Consider the following 19,609-nt stretch of genomic DNA (forward strand, 5'->3'; position numbering starts at 1 on the left):
GGTGGGCAGCTCAGAGGCCGAATCCGGACTTTCCCGCTGCGTCCGGCCTGTTGCGTGACGCAGGGGATAGGGTTGGGTTCAATAGAAGGGGAGTGCCTGATGGAGTACCAGAACCCACAACCGGCGGCGGGCGTCCATGCCGATCCAACGGACAGACCTGTTGCAGGAAACGGCCGTACCGTAATTTCCGAGACCGCCGTCGCCAAGGTGGCGGGCATCGCCGCCCGCGCAGTCCCGGGTGTCTACTCGCTGGGCAGCGGATCATCGCGGGCACTCGGAGCCATCCGGGACGCAGTCGGCAGCTCGGACCACGCGGCCGGCGTCCATGCCGAGGTGGGCGAAACCCAGGTGGCGGTGGATATCAATCTGGTGGCCACTTACGGCACGCCGCTGCATTCCCTTGCGGACCAGGTCCGAGCCGCCGTATACCGCGCCGTGGAAGAACTCGTGGGGCTGCAGGTCATCGAGGTGAATGTCGAAATCAATGACGTTTATGTGGCGGCGCCGGTAAAATCCGCAGCCACTGCAACCGCAGCACCTGAAAGGGAGGCAGTCCTATGAACATGACCGTTGTGGGAATAGCAATGGGCGCATTTGTGGCGTTTATGTCGTTCCAATTCGGCCTCTGGGGCTTCGTGATTTCCCTCTTATTTATGGGAATCGGTGCCCTGCTGGGCCGCGCGGCGGAAGGAAAACTGGACCTGCGCGGCGTCCTAGATGCCATCACCGGCCGGCGCTCATCCTCATGAGCGCAACGGCTGGAGCACCAGTCCACGTGGCAGGGCTCAACAGCACGGCCCTGAACGGGCACAACCGGATCAGCACCCAGGCGCTGACCAGCCTTGCGAAGGCTGCCGCGGCTGAGGCGCTGGGCGTCGCGTCCCAGGACGTGCGGGCCGAGTGGTCCGACGACGACGGTCTGTTGGCGCTGTCCCTCGTATCACCCATCAAGATCCCTTCATTGACAGAGGTCCTGCGTGACCCCGGCCGGGTAGCCGGCGTCGGCGGCTCCATCCTTGCCAGGACAGTTTCGGCCAAGTCCCGGATCATGGCGCGGGTTACGGAACTCAGCGGGGCCGAGCTCAGCAGGGTTGATGTCCGCATCAGCGGCGCGCGCATCACGGAAGGCGGACGGGTCCGATGAATCAGGCAACCCAGGAAGAAGTTCCGGCGGTCCCGCAGCCCGGGACACCCGGTGAAGGCACTCCAGGGCCGGACATGCGCAGAATACTGCACAGGGAGACACACTCCTCTCGGGCCGGCGCCGCAGGCATCGCTGCCGTTCTGGTCATCATTTTCTCCGCATATGCGCTGCTGGAGTCCGCGGTCCGCGCCATTGGCCAGCCCGCGTGGCTCATCGATCCCCAGACCGCTGCCGAGCGGATCACAGCACTCCCTAACGGGATATCCCCACTGCTGCTGGGCGTCATCGGTGCAGTGCTGGCCATGGCAGGGCTGTTCTTTTTCCTCCACGCCATACTGCCCGGCAAACGGGCCAGGCACTTGCTGGGTGGCCAGCGTGCGGCGGTTGTGGTGGACGACGAAGTCATTGCTTCCGCGCTGGCCAGACGAGCGCGCTTGGCCGCCAACGTCACACCGGAACAGGTGATGGTGGTGGTATCCCAGCGCCAGGCGGTGGTGAATGTGCGTCCTACCTCCGGTGTTCCGGTCAGCGAAAACGCCGTCCTGGCGGCTGTGCAGGACGAGCTCAACCAGATGGCACCGTCCCCCCTGCCCGCTGTTCACGTCAATCTGGCAACCTCCGGGGTGATCGGCGCATGAACAGGACTCCGCGGCTGCTCAACCGCATCCTCATTGGCATACTGGGCCTGAAACTGCTGTCAATCGGAGTGTTGCTGATGCTGCTGGCGACCGTTCCCGCAGTGGGAACGTGGTGGCGGTCCTGGGCAGGCAACATCTGGAGCGGCGCCGACGAATTGTTCCAACGCACGCGCTTCCCGGGCCGTCAGGAAAGCTGGCTCTGGATTCTGGCCGCGATTGCGCTGGTGGTGCTGATTGCCCTGATGGTGGCCTGGCTTTCCCAGCAGGGCAAGGGGCGCAGCGACGTCCTGGTAGCGGACGAGGGCCACGGTGACGTCACCGGCAGCATCAGGATCGGCGGAGGCGTGGCCGAACAGGCACTCAGGAGTGCGCTGGCGGAAAGGCCAGACCTTGCGGGCGCCACAGTGGCTACTTACGAAGTCCGGGGCCAGCCCGCGCTGAAGGTTCGGCTCCAGCCGCGCCAAGGCGTAGCTCCGCATGTACTGGCCGCCGAAGTCGGCGACTTAATCGATGCCCTTGATTCTGTGGTAGGCGTCCGGACTCCAGCCCTGATCCACATCGGAGCCGGTGCCAGAACCCGTTTCAGCCGGGCCGAGAGGGTTCGCTGAGGCGCATGTCCGGAGACGTGTTTGCCCGGCGTCCGCCGGGCATTCACCGGGTATCCGCAAATCCGTTCAATCAGTGTGACTTCAATTACCGTGTGCAGGCGTTTTGTGTTGCACTAGGACGTCACTGGCCATAGTTTGAAGTCAGAGGTCAGGGAATCCGCCTCCCACAGGCGATTTCAGTCCGAAACCGGGTCCTATGGGTCTGGTCAGATTGCCGGTCTACCAAGGAGAACACCATGAGTGAAGAAGTAACGGGTAGCGGAGCTCCCAAAGACGGACTCGAAGGCGCAGTTGGCAACGCCAAGGAATTTTCCGGCGACGCAGCAGAGAACGTGAAGGAATTCGCCGGCGACGCAGCAGAGAACGTGAAGGAATTCGCCGGCGACGCAGCAGAGAACGTGAAGGAATTCGCCGGCGACGCAGCAGAGAACGTCAAGGAATTCTTCAGCGGCGATGTTGCTGAAAACGCGAAGGAACTGGCCGGTGACGTGGCTGGGAATGCCAAGGAAATGGCTGGCGGCGTCGCGGAAAACTTCAAGGGCCTGGGTGCGAAGATCGCCGGGCTCTTCAAGGGTGGCAACTAGCCTGACACCCGGCTGCAAATAAGCCGCAGCCAAGCCGAGAGGCGCCGCGTCCTGTCCGGGACGCGGCGCCTTTTTCTGTGCCAGGCCAGGCCGGGCCGAGTCCGGCCGGCTAGCGGCTTCCGGAGGTCTGGACCGGAACCAGGTAAACAGTGCTGTCGGGTGCAAGCTCACGGTCACCGTCCCCGGCCCGCCCGCCGGTCCCGCTGGCGAGCGCCACCCGGTAGCCGTCCGGGATCCTGGTGGGTGCTGCTCCCATGTTGGACAGGACCAGGACATCGCCGTTGAGGAATGCCAGCACGCCCCGATCTGGATCGTGGACCTCTGACCAGCAGAAAGTCCCGGCCCCCAGCCGATGCGTGCGCCGCAGCGCCAGGGCGGAGCGGTACAGCTCCACAGTGGAGCCGTCGACGCCGTCCTGGAGATCAGCGGCCAGCGCTCTGAACGATTCCGGCTGGGGGAGCCATGGGGCGGCGGGCGTGTGGGGACCCGCACCGGCGTCGTCCGCACCGCCGTCGTCCGCTTTGTTTCCGTTAGTGAAGGGTTCGGCAAAGCCGTAACCCGGCGACGTGGATTTCCACGGAAGGGGAACCCGGCAGCCATCGCGGCCGCGCTCTGCGCCGTTGGTGCGGAAGAAGGTGGGATCCCGGCGGGCCGCTGCGGGCAACGTGGTGTGCTCCGGAAGCCCCAATTCCTCGCCCTGATAGACATAGGCAGAGCCGGGCAGCGCGAACGACACCATGGTTGCCGCGCGTGCGCGGGCCAGCCCCAGGGCAGCATCCGGCTGTTCATCCTCGGCGGCGATGCCCTTGGGGAACGTGGTGGGATCCGTCAGCCCGAAGCGGCTGGCATGACGAACGGTGTCGTGGTTGCTCAGCACCCACGTGGACGGTGCGCCCACGGAACCGGCGGCGGCCAGGGAAGCCTCGATCGCCTCAGCAGTCCGCTGGGCATCCCAGCCGGCCAGCAGGAAGTCGAAGTTGAAGGCCTGCTGCATCTCGTCCTCGCGGACATACCGGGCCAGCCTCTCGGCCGGCTCAACCCAGGCCTCGGCAACCAGCATGCGGTCGCCATCATAGGCGGCCAGTACCCGGTTCCAGTCACGGTAAATCTCGTGGACGCCGTCCTGGTCAAAAAATGGTGACGGCGGGTACTGCGGCGACACCGTCTGATGGCCGGTCGGCGGGACAGTGCGGGCTCGGTGCGGTTCCTCGGTTTCGGTGTGGGTGCCCGGCGCATCCCCGGGCAGGCCCTTAGCCGTCTCGCCGGACCCTTCCACCATGGACCCTTCCACCATGGCGGCTACGCCGCGCCAATCCGGTAGCCCGGCTTCCTTGATCAGCCCGTGCGCAACATCCACGCGGAAGCCGTCCACGCCTCTGTCCAGCCAGAAACGCAGCACGGAGCGCATTTCCTCCCTGACCTCGTCGTTTTCCCAGTTCAAGTCAGGCTGTTTGGTGTCGAAAAGGTGGAGGTACCAGTCGCCGGACTGGCCGTCCGGATGAGTCGCACGTGTCCAGGCCGGTCCGCCGAAGATCGATTTCCAGTTGTTGGGTGCCAGATTTCCGTCACCGGCCCCGGGGACGGAATCCTTCCCGGGCCGGAACATGTACCGGTCCCGCTCCAGCGAACCTGGCGGGGCGGCCAGTGCCTGGTGAAACCACGCATGTTCGTCGGAGGTGTGGTTGGGAACCAGATCCACAATCACTTTTACCTCCAGGGCGTGAGCTTTCAGCAACATGTCGTCGAAGTCTGTCAGGGTGCCGAACAGGGGGTCCACTTCGCGGTAATCGGCCACGTCATACCCGGCGTCGGCCTGCGGCGATTTGTAGAAGGGGGACAGCCAGATGGCGTCGACTCCCAGCTCCCGCAGATACGGCAGCTGCGCCCTCACACCGCGGAGATCGCCCATCCCGTCCCCGTTGGCGTCGGCAAAGGAGCGCGGATAGATCTGGTAGACGACGGCGCTGGCCCACCAGGATGTGATGGCTGAGCCGGGCGTGGGGATAGGGCTGTGGGACACAGGTGTCCTTTCGATAAACATTTTGTGTAAACGCTTGCATTTCTCACGGCAACGTTACTAGTGTGATGGTCACCACTTCAACTGCGCCATCAATCTTTTCTGTAACTCAGCGAGGAGTCTCAAGCATGAAAACCCCTAAATTCCTACTCCCGGTAGCCACCGCCGGTGTCCTGGCCCTCACGCTCTCAGCCTGCGGCGGCGGCGGCGGGGGAGGCGGCACTACTGGCGGAGGCGGCTCGGACGCGGACGCCAACCTCGATGGCCGCGGACCCATCACCTACGTCCAGGGCAAGGACAACAGCAAAGTCGTCCGCCCCCTGATCGACAAGTGGAACGCAGCCCACGCGAATGAAAAAGTGACGTTCAAGGAGCAGACGGACGCTGCAGATCAGCAGCACGATGACCTGGTCCAGAACTTCCAGGCCAAGAACGTTAACTACGACGTTATGAGCGTTGACGTTGTCTGGACCGCAGAATTCGCCGCCAAGGGGTGGCTGCAGCCACTCAAGGACAAGATGGCGCTGGATACTTCGGCAATGCTCAAGCCAACCGTTGATGCAGCCTCCTACAAGGGAACACTGTATGCAGCACCGCAGTCTTCTGACGGCGGCATCCTGTACTACCGCAAGGACCTGGTTCCCACCCCGCCCAAAACCTGGGACGAGATGATGGGCATGTGCTCCATCGCCAAGGCCAATAACATCGGCTGCTACGCGGGCCAGTTCTCACAATACGAGGGCCTGACGGTCAATGCGTCGGAGGCAATTAACTCCGCGGGCGGTTCCGTGCTGAACAAGGACGGCAAGCCCAGCCTGAACACGGCAGAAGCCAAGGCTGGTCTGGGCAATCTGGCGAAGGCTTACGCGGACGGCAACATCCCGAAGGAAGGCATCACCTACAAGGAAGAAGAGAGCCGGCAGGCCTTCCAAGACGGAAAACTCCTGTTCCTGCGCAACTGGCCCTACGTTTACAACCTGGCCACCACCGAAGGCTCGTCAACGGTGAAGAACACGCTGGGCATGACCGCGCTGCCGGGCAAGTCCGGCCCCGGCGCATCCTCGCTCGGCGGACACAGCGCTGCAGTCAGCGTGTACTCCAAGAACAAGGCAACCGCACTGGACTTCCTCAAGTTCATCACGTCTGACGAGACCCAGAAGTTCTACGCCACCCAGGGTTCGCTTGCCCCTGTACTGGGTGCCCTTTACACCGATGCTGCCCTCGTGGCCAAGCTGCCGTACCTGCCGGTCCTGAAGACGTCCATCGAGAATGCTGTTCCCCGCCCGGTCACGCCGTTCTACCCTGCGGTAACCAAGGCAATCCAGGAGAACGCTTACGCTGCCATCAAGGGCGAGAAGACCGTGGACACGGCGCTCTCTGACATGCAGAAGTCCATCGAATCTGCCGGCGCGGCGGGGTAGCTTCATCATGTCTACCGAATTGGGCCCGACGCCGGTAAAAGCTCCGGCGTCGGGCAGCGCAGATCTTCACCACGCACCGAAGGGGGTGGGGGAGGACAACCGGATCAAAAGCCAGGGCAGGTGGGCATCGTGGTTGCTCGCCCCCACCATCATCGCTCTGGCTGTGGTGATCGTTTATCCGGTCATCAGCGCCATCGTGATGTCCTTCCAAAAGGACGCCGGTCTGGATCCGGCCACTGGCCTCTTCGTCGCTGGCGGGCCGGCCGGTGTCCAGAACTATGTGAACTGGATCGCCCAGCAATGCGCCGCTTCCGGCGGCGGGACGGTGGCCTGCCCGGCGGGCACACTGGGAGCCCAGTTCTGGTCCGCCACCGCCACCACGTTCTTCTTCACGATCGTCACCGTGACACTGGAAACCGTCCTGGGCTTCTGGATGGCAATGATCATGGCCCGGACCTTCAAGGGCCGGAGCCTGGTGCGGGCCGCCGTCCTGGTTCCCTGGGCCATCCCTACCGCAGTGACGGCCAAACTCTGGCTGTTCATCTTCGCCTTCGAGGGAATAGCCAACAAGCTGTTCAACACCTCCATCCTGTGGACCGGCGGCGAATGGCCGGCCAAGTGGGCCGTCATCATCGCAGATACCTGGAAAACAACTCCGTTTATGGCTCTGCTGATCCTGGCTGGACTGCAGATGATTCCGGCCGAGGTCTACGAGGCCGCCAGGGTTGACGGCGCCACGGCGTGGCAGCGGTTCCGGCTGATCACCCTCCCGCTGGTGAAGCCGGCCCTGATGGTCGCCATCCTGTTCCGTACTCTGGATGCCCTGCGGATGTTCGATCTCCCCTACATCCTCACTGGCGGAGCCAACAACACCACTACTTTGTCCATCCTGGTCATCAGCCAGATCAGGCAAGGATTCAACGCGGCCGCGGCGCTCTCCACCATCACGTTCATCATCATCTTTCTTGTCGCTTTCATCTTCGTCCGGTTCCTCGGCGCGAATGTTGTGGAGCAAAGCGGCGGCGCCGGTAAGGGGAAGAAATGACCACCGCGACCACCGCGCTCCGGGCGGAGCAGGACCGGGGCCGGAAAACCGCACAGAACCGCGAGAAGTGGGTGCAGGGGCGAACGTACATCAGCGCCGCCGTGATCCTCATCTGGTGTCTTGCCCCCGCATACTGGATGGTGGTGACTGCGTTCCGGGATGTCGGCTTCACCTACGACACCTCGGTCCTTCCTTCCCATGTCACGCTGGACAATTTCAACACGGCGTTCGATACCTCGTTTGGTAACCACTTCGGCCAGGCACTTCTCAACAGTGTGTTCATCGGGCTGGTGACCACAGTCGTGTCTTTGCTGATCGGTGTGTTTGCGGCCTATTCACTGGCACGGTTGAACTTCCGGTTCAAATACCTGGTGCTGGGCTTCATTCTGGGCGCTTCGATGTTCCCGGGCGTTGCCCTCATCACGCCGTTGTTCCAGCTGTTCACGAACATTGGCTGGATCGGCACGTATCAGGCCCTGATCATTCCGAACATCTCGTTTGTGCTGCCTCTGACCGTGTACACCTTGACGTCCTTCTTCCGCGAAATGCCGTGGGAGCTTGAGGAGTCGGCGCGCGTGGATGGCTGCACCCAGGGCCAAGCGTTCCGGAAGGTCATCATGCCCCTCGCGGCGCCGGCAATCTTCACCACAGCCATTCTGGCTTTCATCTCATCCTGGAACGAATTCCTGATCGCCAGCCAGTTGTCCAACGAGGTAACAAAACCTGTCACCGTGGCAATTGCGAGTTTCGCCGGGGCACAACCCAACCAGATCCCCTACACAGCCATCATGGCGGCAGGCACCATCGTCACCATTCCGCTGGTGATCCTGGTGCTGGTCTTCCAGCGGAAGATCGTGGCCGGCCTGACGGCAGGGGCAGTCAAGTGACGGGTCCCGCCACCCCGGGCAAAGGCAACCAGGGCCGCATTGCGCCGGCGGACCGGCGCGTCCGGTCCGGGGAGGACTTCGACATCATCATCGGATTCCTCGGATTCTGGGCCGCGGTGTTGCTGGTGGTCACTGTCTGGATGGAGGTGACTGCCCAGCCGGCACTTGGCTGGGTGCTGGGTCTGCTTGCAGTGCTGCTTGCCATGTTCGGGGTGTTCAAGCTCCGCCAGCGGCTTCCGGCACGGACCGCAACACGGCGCAATTAGGAGCTGCGGACAATAAACTGGCTTGTTGCTGCTGGGGTAACAAGCGGCTTATATCTTCAATGATCCGGAGGGGGCACTGTGGCACGCACAACTGACAGGGCCCAACGCGGTGGCCATGCGGGCATCAGCATTGAAGACGTAGCGGCAGCTGCCGGGGTGTCAACCGCCACGGTGTCACGGGCCGTCCGCGGGTTGCCCAGGGTCTCGCCGGCCACGCGGGAGAAGATTCTCGAGGTCGCCGAGGCGCTGGGCTACGTGGCCTCATCTTCCGCATCCGGCTTGGCCACGGGACGGACCAAGACCATCGGCGTCCTTGCCCCGTTCGTCAGCCGCTGGTTCTTCTCGAAGGCGATCGAGGGCGCGGACCGGGAACTCCACGAGCGCCACTACAACCTGTCGCTCTTTAATTTGGGCGGTCACGGCAGCAACCGTGAACGGCTCTTCAGCAAAACCATGGTCTACAAGCAGATCGATGCGCTGCTTGTGCTCTGTATGGCACTGACGCACGAGGAACTGGAACACCTGCAGAAGATCGACATCCCGCTGGTGGTGGTGGGCGGCCACGTTGAGGAATGTGCCTACATCGGTATCGACGACTACGCGGCAGCGTCCACGGCGGTGCGCCACCTGATCGGTCTGGGGCACCGGGACATCGCACTGCTGCATGGCGACGACGAAACCGACCTGAACTTCGACGTCCCGCGGGTCCGGATTCTGGCGTTCCAAGAGGTCATGGCTGAAGCCGGGCTGGACGTCCGTCCGGAATGGGATGAATGGGGAGACTTCACCGTACACAGTGGCCAGGAGGCGTTCAGGCGGCTGTGGGAGCGCCCGGGTGCCAAACCCACTGCCATCTTCTGTGCCTCGGACGAGATGGCAATGGGCGTGATTTTCGAGGCCAATCGGATCGGCGTAAGCATTCCGGAGGAACTTTCCGTGATCGGCATCGACGACCACGACTTTTCCGAACCGATGGGACTCACTACTGTTGCCCAGCGGCCCGATGAACAGGCCGAACTGGGTACCAAGATGCTGTTGGACGAACTCGACGGCATCACCGGCGCTGTGCGCTCCGCCGTCGCACCCCATCAACTGATCATCAGACGGACGACAGCGGCGCCCCGCCACCGCATGTCGCTGGGAGAAGCCGCCCACTTGGCGCCCACGGACGCATCTGCCGCTACGTAGGCAGGTTCAGACGGACGGCGGACAACGGACAACGGCGGCGTTGCGGTTTTAGGAACCGGGATCAGGAGGCGCGGGCCAGCTGCCTGATCGGGATCCAGCGCGAGGCGAGCCTTCGGTAGGCCGCAGCAGCGCCGGTCATGTCGCCTTCGGCCAGGCACTCGATTCCGAGCCGGACGTCCATTGGTGATTCATCCGGATACACCTTGTCCGCGACTGCACCGTAATCGAGTTCCACCATGGAACCGGCATGGAACAGCTCCAGCCACTCCGTGATTTGGGTGAGGTCGTCCAGCATGTCCAGATCGGGTGCGGCCAGAGCAAGATTGGCCACGGCAAAGCGGACGCGTTCCATCGCCTCAGTTATCGGTGCCCAGATGCGGACGGTGAGGATCCGTCCGCCGGCCTCCACCACGTCCTTGTGGTCCGATTCCTTGAACAGGGAGAACCAGCTGAAAGGGATGCCCCAGGTGGAGGCCCGGGTGTGCACGCGGCTGAATCCGTCCCGTGCGTTGACAAGGTCAATCCGTTCCTGGTGCTTGTCCCGTTGCTCCTCCGGAATCAGGAGCTGGGCCAGCGGTCCGTGGATGCCTTCCATCAGGGCGTTGGCCGCGAGACCTGCGCGCAGCACCAGCTGGCTGGGGCAGTACAGCAGAGTGGCGGCCTCGGCAGTGGCAGGCTCCGCAGTGGCAGCCTCAGCCCTAAGCCCATCAGCCCCCGGGTTGCCTTCCGTGACCGGGCCGCCGCCGTCGTCGGAGGGTTCTCGTCCCGGCCGGGCCGGCTTTGCCGGTGCGCGCGTAACACGCACCAGATCTGTCCGTCCGGTGGGGAACGGGTCCCCGCCCGGGCGAGTGATCCGGCCGAGGGAGGCCAGCAGCTCGGCGTTTTCCACGGCAGCACGGGTGGTGGTGCGGGCGCCGGCCGCTCTGAGGGCCTCCCGCTGATCATCGGGAAACGCCGCCAGCGGCTCGTAGATCCGGAGGGTGGAGGAGAACGGCAGGCCGGCCTGGCCTCTGTAGAGATTTCCGGTCATCGCGGGATGCTCCGCAAGAGGTCCATCAGCCGGCCAGATCCACGATCACCGGGGCGTGGTCGGAGGCGCCTTTGCCCTTGCGCTCTTCCCTGTCGATCGAGGCACCGGTCACCCGGGCTGCCAGGGAGGGGGAGGCCATCACGAAGTCGATCCGCATGCCTTCTTTCTTGGGGAAGCGCAACTGGGTATAGTCCCAGTACGTGTAGACGCCCGGGCCCGGTGTGTGCGGCCGGACCACGTCCGTAAAGCCGGCGGATTCGAAGGCGCGGAAGGCCGCGCGCTCGGGTTCGCTGACGTGGGTGAGGCCCTCCGCGAGGAAGTAGTCGATGTCCCAGACGTCGTCGTCGGTGGGTGCGATGTTCCAGTCCCCCATCAGCGCGATCTGCGCGTCCGGATTCTGGGTAACCCACCCCTGGGCATGGGTTTTCAGCGTGTCCAGCCAGTTGAGTTTGTACGGCATGTGCTCGTCGTCCAGGGCGCGGCCGTTGGGCACATACAGGCTCCAGATCCTGATGCCACCGCACGTGGCGGCGATGGCGCGCGCTTCCTGCACGGGGTCCTTGCCGGCTTTACCGAAGCCTGGCTGGTCCACAAAGGTGCGTTCGACGTCGTCGAGCCCTACCCGGGAGGCGATGGCCACCCCGTTCCACTGGCTCAGCCCGAAGTGCGCCACTTCGTAGCCCATGCGCTCGAACAGTTCCCAGGGGAAGTTCTCGTCCTTGCACTTGGTTTCCTGGATGGCCAGGACATCACAGTCGCTGCGCTGAAGCCAGGCCTCGACGCGGTCGGCACGGGCACGGAGCGAGTTCACATTCCAGGTAGCAATCTTCACACTCCTAACTTACCTTGGGAGCCCGGCGCCCGGTGGCGGAGGGTGCAGCCCCGTTGCCCGGTGGCCGCATCCCTGGGTTGCTCTCTCACTTTTGGTCCTCATTCGCCTCGTTTAGCGACCAGGGGTGATAGAGCAACCGGAAGGGGGTGCTCTGGAAAATAGTAGGAAGTCCGAGTATATTCGGCTGGAGAGATGACACAGGTCACATGCAAAGGAGCATTCCACCATGGTGCGCGAACTTTCCCATTACATTGACGGCCAGCGGGTTGACGGGACCTCGGGCCGCTTCAGCGACGTTTACGATCCCTGCACCGGCGAGGTCCGGGCACGCCTGCCGCTGGCAAGCACAGTGGAAGTGGCCAACGCTGTCGCCAGCGCGGAGAAGGGCCAGCTGGCATGGTGCGCCATGAACCCGCAGCGCCGTGGCCGGATCCTGCTGAAGTTCGTGGACCTGGTTAACCAGAACCTGGACGAGCTTGCCAGGCTGCTTTCCTCCGAGCACGGCAAGACCTTTCCCGATGCCAAGGGCGACATCCAGCGCGGGATCGAGGTGGTGGAGTTCGCAGCGGGCGCCCCGCATCTTCTCAAGGGCGAGTTTTCGGACGACGCCGGCGCCGGTATTGATGTTCACTCCATGCGCCAGCCGCTGGGCGTCGTCGCGGGTATCACACCCTTCAATTTCCCGGCCATGATCCCGCTCTGGAAGTCCGGACCGGCGCTGGCAGCGGGCAATGCGTTTATCCTCAAGCCCTCCGAACGGGACCCCTCCGTGCCGCTGCGGCTGGCCGAACTCTTCACCGAGGCCGGGCTGCCGGATGGTGTGTTCAATGTGGTCAACGGGGACAAGGAAGCCGTGGATGCGCTGCTGGAGGATCCGCGGGTCAAGGCGATCGGCTTTGTGGGCTCCACGCCCATCGCGAAGTACATCTACGCAACCGCGGCAGCGCATGGCAAGCGTGCGCAGTGCTTCGGCGGCGCCAAGAACCACATGGTGATCATGCCGGACGCTGATCTGGACATGGCTGCGGACGCGCTGATCGGCGCGGGCTTCGCATCCGCCGGGGAACGCTGCATGGCCATCAGCGTGGCCGTTCCGGTGGGCGAGGAAACCGCCAACAAGCTGGTCGCCAAGCTGCAGGAGCGGATCAAGCCGCTCAAGGTGGGCCACAGCCTGGACAAGGAATCGGACTTCGGCCCGGTGGTGGCAGCCTCCGCCAAAGAGCGGATTGAAGGGTACATCCAGGCCGGCGTCGAGGAGGGTGCCACACTGCTGGTGGACGGCCGCGGCCTCACAGTTGAAGGCTACGACGGCGGTTTCTGGGTGGGCCCCACGCTCTTCGACAACGTCACCAAGGACATGTCCATCTACAGGGAGGAAATCTTCGGGCCGGTCCTGAGCGTGCTCCGCGCGGCCGACTACGACGAAGCACTCCGGCTCTGCTCCGAGCACGAGTTCGGCAACGGCGTGGCCATTTTCACCCGCGACGGCGACTCCGCCCGCGACTTCGCGAGCCGTGTGCAGGTGGGGATGGTGGGGATCAACGTCCCCATCCCGGTGCCGATCGCGTATTACACCTTCGGCGGCTGGAAGGCTTCGGGCTTCGGCGACCTCAACCAGCACGGCGCCGACGCCTTCCGTTTCTACACCAAGACCAAAACGGTCACCTCCCGCTGGCCCTCAGGCATCCGCCAGGGCGCCAGCTTCGTGATGCCGGAAGGAAGCTGATGAGTGGGGCGCCGCAGGATCCGGCACCGGATGAGGTGCTGTTCGAGCGGCGTGGCCACTTGGGCGTTATCACGCTGAACCGGCCCAAGGCCGTCAATGCGCTGACCGCGGGGATGGTGGCTGCCATGTCGGAGCGGCTCACCGCCTGGGCGGACGACGACGGCGTGGCCACTGTCCTGGTGGTGGGTTCCGGTGAGCGGGGCCTGTGTGCCGGCGGAGACATTGTGGCCATCTACCGGGACATCCTGGCGGGCGGGGACCAGACCGCGGCTTTCTGGCAGGAGGAGTACCGGCTGAACTCGCTGATCTCCGGCTACCCCAAGCCTTATGTGGCGTTTATGGACGGCCTGGTGCTCGGCGGCGGGGTGGGGATCTCCGCCCACGGTTCCGTCCGCGTGGTGACCGAGCGGACCCGGATGGGCATGCCGGAGACCACCATCGGTTTTGTGCCCGACGTCGGCGGGACCCTGCTGCTCGCACACGCGCCGGGGGAGTCGGGGACCCATGCGGCGCTGACGGGCGCGCACCTGAGCGGCGGTGATGCGCTGTTACTGCGCCTCGCGGACCACCTGGTGCCGTCCGGCAGCCTCGCCGCACTGGCGGCGGCGCTGGAAAACGAAACGGCGGAAGCCGCCGTCGTACGCTTCACGGCGGAGGCGCCGGCCTCTGCGCTGGAAGCACAGCGGGAGTGGATCGACTCCTGTTATGCCTCCGACGAGGCCGAGGGGATCGTCCGGGGGCTGCGTGCCTCCGGCGGGGCTGCCGCGGCAGCTGCGGACACGATCGAAGCCAAGTCGCCGATCGCTGTCAAAGTGGCGCTGGAATCGCTGCGCCGGGTGAAGGGCCTGACCTTGGACGAAGCGTTGGCCCAGGAATTCAGGGTGGGGCTCCGATGCCTGGCCGGGCCTGATTTCCGCGAAGGCATCCGGGCGCAGGTGGTGGACAAAGACCGGAACCCGCAATGGAAACCGGCAACACTTTCCGAGGTGAATGCGGCCGACGTCGAGAGGTACTTTGCGCCGTTGGGCGACCGTGAGCTGTCACTTCAGTCAAAGGAGACAGGAAATGTCTGAGAACCTTCCGTCCATGGACCCGGCGCCGCAAAAAGCGCATGTCGCCTTCCTTGGCCTCGGCCATATGGGTGGGCCCATGGCCATCAACCTGGTGCAGGCCGGGTACAGCGTGGTGGGGTTTGACGTAGTACCGGCGGCCCTGGAAACGGCGCGGGCACACGGCATCCGCACAGTGGACACCGCCGCGGAAGCCATTGCCGGAGCCGGTGTGGTACTGACCATGCTTCCCAGTGGCAAACACTTGCTGGACGCCTACCGCGGGGTGGGTGGACAGCCAGGATTGCTCTCCGTCGCCGGGCCGGACACGCTGTTTCTCGACTGTTCCACCATCAATGTGGACGAGGCCAGGGAGGCTTCCGCGCTCGCCCTGGGCGCCGGCCACCGTGCCATGGACGCCCCGGTTTCCGGCGGTGTGGTGGGTGCCGAGGCCGGCACCCTGACATTTATGGTGGGTGCGCCGCCGGAGGATTTCGAGTCCGCGAAACCGCTGCTTGAGGTGATGGGCAAGCGGATAGTGCACTGCGGCGATCACGGGGCGGGGCAAGCCGCCAAGGTCTGCAACAACATGATCCTGGGGGTGTCCATGATCGCCGTCAGCGAGGCGTTTGTGCTGGGGGAGAAGCTGGGGCTGACGCATCAGGCACTTTTCGACGTCGCCTCTGCGGCGTCAGGCCAATGCTGGGCACTGACTACCAATTGCCCGGTGCCGGGGCCTGTTCCGACCAGCCCAGCCAACCGGGACTACCAGCCGGGCTTTGCCGGAGCGCTGATGGCCAAGGACCTCAAACTGGCCCTGAATGCGCTGGAAAGCACCGGGGTTGCCGCCCGCCTTGGACCCCTGGCCTCGGAGATTTACGATACCTTTGCCGCTGAGGGCGGCGCAGACCGGGACTTCTCCGGCATCATCACGGACATCCGGGACAAGACCAACCACGTAAGGGGTCAGGCATGACAGAGCAGTACAGGAACATTCTGGTGGAGCGCCGCGGGCGGGTGGGCCTGGTGACGTTGAACCGGCCGGAAGCCCTGAACGCGCTGAACAAGGCCACACTGGATGAGCTGGTGGCTGCCGTGTCCGCCATGGATACGGACCCTGAGGTGGGTGCCGTGGTGATCACCGGCTCCGGCAAGGCGTTCGCGGCCGGTGCAGACGTCAAGGAAATGGCGTCCAAGGGCTACATGGACATGTACGCGGCCGACTGGTTCCGGGGTTGGGAAGACCTGACCCGGCTCAGGATCCCCCTTGTTGCCGCGGTTTCCGGCTTTGCCCTCGGCGGTGGCTGTGAACTGGCCATGATGTGCGATTTCATCATTGCCGGAGAGAACGCCAAGTTCGGCCAGCCGGAAATCAACCTGGGTGTCCTGCCCGGCATGGGCGGCTCGCAGCGGCTCACCCGTGCGGTGGGCAAGGCCAAGGCGATGGACATGATCCTGACCGGCCGGTTCATGGGCGCGGAAGAAGCCGAACGTTCCGGTCTGGTTTCCCGGGTGGTCCCGGCGTCGGACGTGGTTGAGGAAGCACTGAAAGCCGCCGAGGTGATTGCATCCAGGTCCAAGCCGGTGGCCATGGTGGCCAAGGAAGCCGTCAACGCCGCGTTCGAAACCGGGCTGGCGCAGGGCGTTCTTTTTGAGCGCCGCATCTTCCATTCCCTTTTTGCCACCGAAGACCAGAAGGAAGGCATGGCCGCTTTCACAGAGAAGCGCCAGCCCGTGTTCAAGCACCGCTAAATGGAATCTTCTAGCGACACCGTCACCAGCCCAGCTCATGGTCTTGTAGGGGACATCCTTGGGTGCGTTGTTGTCCCGGGCAGATGACAGTTGGTGTTGGAAGTCCCCCAGCCCCTGCGCTTTATCCCGGCTGGGAACCATGATCTGCCGGAGCTGCGAGATTTCGGCAGGGAGGGGGTCTTTGGCCTGGGCGTGTATTGCCTCTGCACGGTCTTCCAGGCGCCTTGTGTTCGGGTATCCGGCGCGGAGAGTCGCGAGTGTTTTCTGATCCTGGCAATACAGTTTCGCCCTGGCGCGAAAAATCATCCCCAATGTTCTTGACGGACATGTATAGGGTCCCATCCGGCCATGACCGTGATATTCCCCCGGTGTGGAGGGCCATGCCTTCTGTCATGGCTTCCGCCAGGGACTGTCCTGAATGCTGCAGCGAAGCATCGAGGCTGCCGACGTCATCATCCCAAATGCGGCACGGGAGGACCACGATCGTGTCACCGTCCAGGGTTGCCAGATCGAAGACCCACCCCTGGAAACCACTCTTGGATTCCTGCATTCGCCACTGACGGACAGCCGCAGCCCGGTGTACCGGTCTTTTCTTTGAGGAATTTCATTGTTGCTGAACGTTTCCGGGCGCGATCGTCTTCGGTGGCCTTTGGGCTCCGGTGGAGCTGATCATGTGAACTTCCTCTTCAGCGCCGAATCAGGGTCATCAGCGGCAGTGGAAAGGAGCCTACTGCAAACCTCTGACACCGTGCAGTCAGTGCGCCTTCACGTGCACACAAGGTCCCGACGCCGGTAACCGGCCAGCGCTGCGGCCACCAGGATGATGGCGAATCCAAAGGTGAGGAGCAGCGGTTGCCAGTTGGCGTCGGAGGCTGCGACGTTCGGCACCACATGGAACGGGCTCGTGTTCAGCAGCCACTCCGGTGCCTTGAGCAGCGGGCCCAACATTGTCAGCAGCAGCCAATAGACCAGCAGCAGCCAGGCCAGCCAGCGCAGCCGGGGGGCCAGCCCCACAAGGGCAAGGGCGACGGCCGTCGCGAGCCACAATGCCGGCAGTTCCACCATTCCCTGCAGGGTGACTTTGCCGGCGTCGAGCGATGAGCCGGACGCATTGGCGGCCGTTGCCAGCGCCCAGGAGCCGGCGGTCATTCCGGCAGCCGGCGCCAGGATGGCCATGGCCACCGTGGGAGTGAAATAGCCCAGCCTGGACAACGGGCCGGACAGGACCCATTCTGCTCTGCGTTCGTCCTCCTCGGTGTAGAAGCGCAACGCAAGCTGGATGCCGAACACCCCGCCGATGAAGGCCAGCACCAGCAGCAGCACCTCGACGAATGCGAAGGTCAGCTGCTCCTCAGTAGTTGCACGGAACGCAATCATCTGCCGCACGAACAGGTTGCCCGAAAAAACACTGCTCATCGTGTTGGTGACCATCCCATAGACGGAGCCAAGCGCCACAAAAGTCACACCCCAGGTCCAGAACGGGCCTCGGTTCAGGCGTGCCATGAGGCCCCAATTCCCGGCGCGGCCGCGGGCGGGTCCGGATCTTCCAGGGATGATGCCGAGGCCGAAATCCCGCTTTGCTGACAGCCATGCCGCCAACGCCGTGAGCACAACAGCAGCTGTCAGGAGCAGCGCGAGCGGCCAGAAGTTGTTTTCCGAGGCCGGCCTCATCATCTCCGCCCAGCCCATGGGGCCGGTCCACAGCAGCCACTCCGCGTCGGTGAGTGTGTCCCCCAGGCCGCGCAGGAGGTAGCCGATGCCAAGCACAGACGCCGCCAGGGTGTTCGCCGTCCGGGCCACCGAGCCCAGCTGCGCCGTAATTGCGGCCACCGCGGCAAAGGTCACGCCCATGCCTGCGAACATGCCTCCGAGGGCAAATGCCGAGGCCGGCGGGGCGCCCGCCGCCGTCATCGCCCCGCCGACAAGCAGGCCTACCAGGGCTGACGCCAGCCACGCGAGAATGACGGCGGAAGCCAGCCGGGCGTGCCGGCCCACGGCGCCGGAGTCCAGCAGTTCCGCCTGCCCCGAGTCTTCCGCTGCACGTGTGTGCCTTGTGACGGTGAAGACGGCCATCAGGGACGCGAAGAACATCCCGAACATTTGCACGCGCCACGCGGTGAAGCCTGCCGCCGTCGTGAGATCCGTGGCCGGGCCATAGAGCAGGGAAAACGCAGGGTTGGTGCCAAGGCTGGCCTGCAGGACCACGGCTTCCACCGGCGAGGAGAACAGCGATCCGTAGGCCGCAAAGGACACGGTGGGGAACGCGCCGATGATCAGCAGCCACGGCAGGAGCTTCCAGCGGTCCAGGCGGATCGCGTGGCGCAACAGGGGCCACGTCCCGGTGAGTTGGCCGCTCATTCCGCATGCCTCCGGCCGCGCGGCCCCCTGAAGCGTGCGGGTCCCCGGGTGCCGGCGCCCTCGTCGAAGCCCTGGCCGGCCGGGCCGGCCGGCCTCCCGGCGTCGTCTGCCTGCCGGGACTCGAGCCGCTCGCCATAATGCTGCAGGAACAGGTCTTCAAGGCTCGGCGGGGTGACGGTCAGAGCGGTGACCCCGTGGCCGGCCAGGACACTCATCGCCGCCCCAAGGCTGTCGGCTTCGACGCTGAAATACACGCGGCCGTCCTGGCTGCTGAGGTCCTTGACGCCGGGCAATCCCGTGATCCGCGCGGCACCGTCGCTGAGTGTGGCCGAGACATTGGTGCGGGCGTGGCTGCGCATCTGCTCCAGGCTGCCGGTTTCAACCACCTTGCCCCTGCGGATGATGCTGATGCGGTCCGCCAGGGCCTCCACCTCGGCGAGAATATGGCTGGAAAGCAACACGCTGCGGCCCATGGCCCTCTCGCTGCGGACCTCGTCACGGAAGATGGCCTCCATGAGCGGGTCCAGGCCGGCGGTTGGTTCGTCCAGGATCAGGAGTTCGGCCCTTGAAGCCAGCGCCGCCACGATTGCTACCTTTTGCCTGTTGCCCTTGGAATAGGCACGTCCGCGCTTGGACGGGTCCAGTTCGAAGATCTCCAGGAGTTCGCTCCGGCGGGTTTCATCCATCCCGCCCCGGAGACGGCCGAGGAGGTCGATCGCTTCGCCTCCCGTAAGGCTGGGCCAAAGGCTGACATCCCCCGGGACATATGCGATGCGACGGTGCAAGGGGACAACGTCGCGCCAAGGATCGCCGCCCAGTACCTCGACGCGGCCCGAATCCTTCCTCAGGAGCCCAAGCAGGATGCGGAGCGTGGTGGACTTGCCCGCGCCGTTGGGGCCCAGGAATCCATGGACCTCACCTTCACGGACCTCAAGGTCCAGGCCGTCCAGGGCCCTGAAACTCCCGAAGGACTTGACGAGCCCGGAGATACTGACAGCAGCCGTCATGCAACGAGACTACTCCTGCGGAAACAAAGCGGACAGGCGCCGGGCGGCCCCGGACCC

The 19,609-nt window shown here is 64.4% G+C and carries 21 protein-coding genes; 16 read left to right on the forward strand and 5 right to left on the reverse strand.

Translation table 11 applies throughout. The features are described from left to right. The first annotated feature begins 99 nt into the window (after positions 1–99). The 6 genes from ACQCST_RS03290 to ACQCST_RS03315 all read left to right on the forward strand — a co-directional run bounded on the left by ACQCST_RS03290 (position 100) and on the right by ACQCST_RS03315 (position 2,974). A complete protein-coding gene (locus ACQCST_RS03290) occupies positions 100–561 on the forward strand; it encodes an Asp23/Gls24 family envelope stress response protein (RefSeq protein WP_426997923.1) in 462 nt (153 codons plus the stop codon). Further along, a complete protein-coding gene (locus ACQCST_RS03295; protein WP_426997924.1) occupies positions 558–749 on the forward strand; it encodes a hypothetical protein in 192 nt (63 codons plus the stop codon). Before ACQCST_RS03290 ends, ACQCST_RS03295 begins: the two co-directional genes overlap by 4 nt. Then, the gene (locus ACQCST_RS03300; RefSeq protein ID WP_426997925.1) at positions 746–1,144 is read left to right on the forward strand and encodes a hypothetical protein; all 399 of its coding nucleotides are present in this window, start codon (positions 746–748) and stop codon (positions 1,142–1,144) included. The genes ACQCST_RS03295 and ACQCST_RS03300 overlap by 4 nt, the downstream gene beginning before the upstream one ends. A gap of 74 nt (positions 1,145–1,218) precedes the next feature. Then, positions 1,219–1,782: a hypothetical protein gene (locus ACQCST_RS03305; RefSeq protein WP_426999063.1), complete on the forward strand. Its 564-nt coding sequence runs from the start codon at positions 1,219–1,221 to the stop codon at positions 1,780–1,782. After that, a complete protein-coding gene (locus ACQCST_RS03310) occupies positions 1,779–2,390 on the forward strand; it encodes a hypothetical protein (RefSeq protein WP_426997926.1) in 612 nt (203 codons plus the stop codon). The genes ACQCST_RS03305 and ACQCST_RS03310 overlap by 4 nt, the downstream gene beginning before the upstream one ends. A gap of 236 nt (positions 2,391–2,626) precedes the next feature. Next, positions 2,627–2,974 carry a hypothetical protein gene (locus tag ACQCST_RS03315; RefSeq protein ID WP_426997927.1) on the forward strand — a complete coding sequence of 116 codons (348 nt, stop codon included), beginning with the start codon at positions 2,627–2,629 and terminating at the stop codon, positions 2,972–2,974. 109 nt (positions 2,975–3,083) lie between these two features. On the opposite strand, the gene ACQCST_RS03320 is transcribed toward ACQCST_RS03315, so the two are convergent. Beyond that, the gene (locus ACQCST_RS03320; protein WP_426997928.1) at positions 3,084–5,015 is read right to left on the reverse strand and encodes a glycoside hydrolase family 13 protein; all 1,932 of its coding nucleotides are present in this window, start codon (positions 5,013–5,015) and stop codon (positions 3,084–3,086) included. A 104-nt stretch (positions 5,016–5,119) separates the two neighbouring features. On the opposite strand from ACQCST_RS03320, the gene ACQCST_RS03325 reads away from it, so the two are divergent. From ACQCST_RS03325 to ACQCST_RS03345, 5 genes are all read left to right on the forward strand, one after another. Then, a complete protein-coding gene (locus ACQCST_RS03325) occupies positions 5,120–6,412 on the forward strand; it encodes an ABC transporter substrate-binding protein (RefSeq protein WP_426997929.1) in 1,293 nt (430 codons plus the stop codon). Between the two features lie 7 nt (positions 6,413–6,419). Then, positions 6,420–7,457, forward strand: a complete 1,038-nt coding sequence (locus ACQCST_RS03330; RefSeq protein WP_426997930.1) for a carbohydrate ABC transporter permease — start codon at positions 6,420–6,422, stop codon at positions 7,455–7,457. Continuing rightward, positions 7,454–8,344, forward strand: coding sequence for a carbohydrate ABC transporter permease (locus tag ACQCST_RS03335; RefSeq protein WP_426997931.1), 891 nt, complete (start codon positions 7,454–7,456; stop codon positions 8,342–8,344). Before ACQCST_RS03330 ends, ACQCST_RS03335 begins: the two co-directional genes overlap by 4 nt. Further along, the gene (locus ACQCST_RS03340) at positions 8,341–8,610 is read left to right on the forward strand and encodes a hypothetical protein (protein ID WP_426997932.1); all 270 of its coding nucleotides are present in this window, start codon (positions 8,341–8,343) and stop codon (positions 8,608–8,610) included. The genes ACQCST_RS03335 and ACQCST_RS03340 overlap by 4 nt, the downstream gene beginning before the upstream one ends. Positions 8,611–8,688: 78 nt before the next feature. Then, positions 8,689–9,798 carry a LacI family DNA-binding transcriptional regulator gene (locus ACQCST_RS03345; protein WP_426997933.1) on the forward strand — a complete coding sequence of 370 codons (1,110 nt, stop codon included), beginning with the start codon at positions 8,689–8,691 and terminating at the stop codon, positions 9,796–9,798. Positions 9,799–9,859: 61 nt separating this feature from the next. Here the strand turns inward: ACQCST_RS03345 and ACQCST_RS03350 are convergent, their stop codons facing one another. Both ACQCST_RS03350 and ACQCST_RS03355 read right to left on the reverse strand, forming a co-directional pair. Further along, a complete protein-coding gene (locus ACQCST_RS03350) occupies positions 9,860–10,828 on the reverse strand; it encodes a hypothetical protein (RefSeq protein WP_426997934.1) in 969 nt (322 codons plus the stop codon). 25 nt (positions 10,829–10,853) lie between these two features. Beyond that, positions 10,854–11,660 carry an exodeoxyribonuclease III gene (locus ACQCST_RS03355; RefSeq protein ID WP_426997935.1) on the reverse strand — a complete coding sequence of 269 codons (807 nt, stop codon included), beginning with the start codon at positions 11,658–11,660 and terminating at the stop codon, positions 10,854–10,856. 226 nt (positions 11,661–11,886) lie between these two features. On the opposite strand from ACQCST_RS03355, the gene ACQCST_RS03360 reads away from it, so the two are divergent. From ACQCST_RS03360 to ACQCST_RS03380, 5 genes are all read left to right on the forward strand, one after another. Then, complete coding sequence (locus ACQCST_RS03360; protein ID WP_426997936.1) at positions 11,887–13,386, forward strand: CoA-acylating methylmalonate-semialdehyde dehydrogenase; 1,500 nt, start codon at positions 11,887–11,889, stop codon at positions 13,384–13,386. Beyond that, on the forward strand, positions 13,386–14,459 hold the full coding sequence (locus ACQCST_RS03365) for an enoyl-CoA hydratase/isomerase family protein (RefSeq protein ID WP_426997937.1): 1,074 nt from the start codon (positions 13,386–13,388) through the stop codon (positions 14,457–14,459). Before ACQCST_RS03360 ends, ACQCST_RS03365 begins: the two co-directional genes overlap by 1 nt. Then, entirely contained in the window at positions 14,452–15,411 is a 960-nt protein-coding gene (gene mmsB, locus ACQCST_RS03370) for a 3-hydroxyisobutyrate dehydrogenase (protein WP_426997938.1), read from the forward strand. The genes ACQCST_RS03365 and mmsB overlap by 8 nt, the downstream gene beginning before the upstream one ends. Then, complete coding sequence (locus ACQCST_RS03375) at positions 15,408–16,187, forward strand: enoyl-CoA hydratase (protein WP_426997939.1); 780 nt, start codon at positions 15,408–15,410, stop codon at positions 16,185–16,187. Before mmsB ends, ACQCST_RS03375 begins: the two co-directional genes overlap by 4 nt. A 418-nt stretch (positions 16,188–16,605) precedes the next feature. Further along, positions 16,606–16,785: a hypothetical protein gene (locus ACQCST_RS03380; RefSeq protein WP_426997940.1), complete on the forward strand. Its 180-nt coding sequence runs from the start codon at positions 16,606–16,608 to the stop codon at positions 16,783–16,785. 167 nt (positions 16,786–16,952) lie between these two features. Here the strand turns inward: ACQCST_RS03380 and ACQCST_RS03385 are convergent, their stop codons facing one another. Both ACQCST_RS03385 and ACQCST_RS03390 read right to left on the reverse strand, forming a co-directional pair. After that, complete coding sequence (locus tag ACQCST_RS03385; protein ID WP_426997941.1) at positions 16,953–18,545, reverse strand: ABC transporter permease; 1,593 nt, start codon at positions 18,543–18,545, stop codon at positions 16,953–16,955. Next, entirely contained in the window at positions 18,542–19,552 is a 1,011-nt protein-coding gene (locus ACQCST_RS03390; RefSeq protein WP_426997942.1) for an ATP-binding cassette domain-containing protein, read from the reverse strand. The genes ACQCST_RS03385 and ACQCST_RS03390 overlap by 4 nt, the downstream gene beginning before the upstream one ends. Positions 19,553–19,609 lie beyond the last annotated feature (57 nt).

This window comes from Pseudarthrobacter sp. N5 (assembly GCF_050157035.1).
In the GTDB taxonomy this organism is placed as follows: domain Bacteria; phylum Actinomycetota; class Actinomycetes; order Actinomycetales; family Micrococcaceae; genus Arthrobacter.

Bases quoted from the DNA above. Each gene is read 5' to 3' on its own strand.
- ACQCST_RS03290 (WP_426997923.1), top strand. From the start codon at position 100: ATGGAGTACCAGAACCCACAACCGGCGGCGGGCGTCCATGCCGATCCA.
- ACQCST_RS03295 (WP_426997924.1), top strand. From the start codon at position 558: ATGAACATGACCGTTGTGGGAATAGCAATGGGCGCATTTGTGGCGTTT.
- ACQCST_RS03300 (WP_426997925.1), top strand. From the start codon at position 746: ATGAGCGCAACGGCTGGAGCACCAGTCCACGTGGCAGGGCTCAACAGC.
- ACQCST_RS03305 (WP_426999063.1), top strand. From the start codon at position 1,219: ATGCGCAGAATACTGCACAGGGAGACACACTCCTCTCGGGCCGGCGCC.
- ACQCST_RS03310 (WP_426997926.1), top strand. From the start codon at position 1,779: ATGAACAGGACTCCGCGGCTGCTCAACCGCATCCTCATTGGCATACTG.
- ACQCST_RS03315 (WP_426997927.1), top strand. From the start codon at position 2,627: ATGAGTGAAGAAGTAACGGGTAGCGGAGCTCCCAAAGACGGACTCGAA.
- ACQCST_RS03320 (WP_426997928.1), bottom strand. From the start codon at position 5,015: ATGTTTATCGAAAGGACACCTGTGTCCCACAGCCCTATCCCCACGCCC.
- ACQCST_RS03325 (WP_426997929.1), top strand. From the start codon at position 5,120: ATGAAAACCCCTAAATTCCTACTCCCGGTAGCCACCGCCGGTGTCCTG.
- ACQCST_RS03330 (WP_426997930.1), top strand. From the start codon at position 6,420: ATGTCTACCGAATTGGGCCCGACGCCGGTAAAAGCTCCGGCGTCGGGC.
- ACQCST_RS03335 (WP_426997931.1), top strand. From the start codon at position 7,454: ATGACCACCGCGACCACCGCGCTCCGGGCGGAGCAGGACCGGGGCCGG.
- ACQCST_RS03350 (WP_426997934.1), bottom strand. From the start codon at position 10,828: ATGACCGGAAATCTCTACAGAGGCCAGGCCGGCCTGCCGTTCTCCTCC.
- ACQCST_RS03360 (WP_426997936.1), top strand. From the start codon at position 11,887: ATGGTGCGCGAACTTTCCCATTACATTGACGGCCAGCGGGTTGACGGG.
- ACQCST_RS03365 (WP_426997937.1), top strand. From the start codon at position 13,386: ATGAGTGGGGCGCCGCAGGATCCGGCACCGGATGAGGTGCTGTTCGAG.
- mmsB (WP_426997938.1), top strand. From the start codon at position 14,452: ATGTCTGAGAACCTTCCGTCCATGGACCCGGCGCCGCAAAAAGCGCAT.
- ACQCST_RS03375 (WP_426997939.1), top strand. From the start codon at position 15,408: ATGACAGAGCAGTACAGGAACATTCTGGTGGAGCGCCGCGGGCGGGTG.
- ACQCST_RS03380 (WP_426997940.1), top strand. From the start codon at position 16,606: ATGCTGCAGCGAAGCATCGAGGCTGCCGACGTCATCATCCCAAATGCG.
- ACQCST_RS03385 (WP_426997941.1), bottom strand. From the start codon at position 18,545: ATGAGCGGCCAACTCACCGGGACGTGGCCCCTGTTGCGCCACGCGATC.
- ACQCST_RS03390 (WP_426997942.1), bottom strand. From the start codon at position 19,552: ATGACGGCTGCTGTCAGTATCTCCGGGCTCGTCAAGTCCTTCGGGAGT.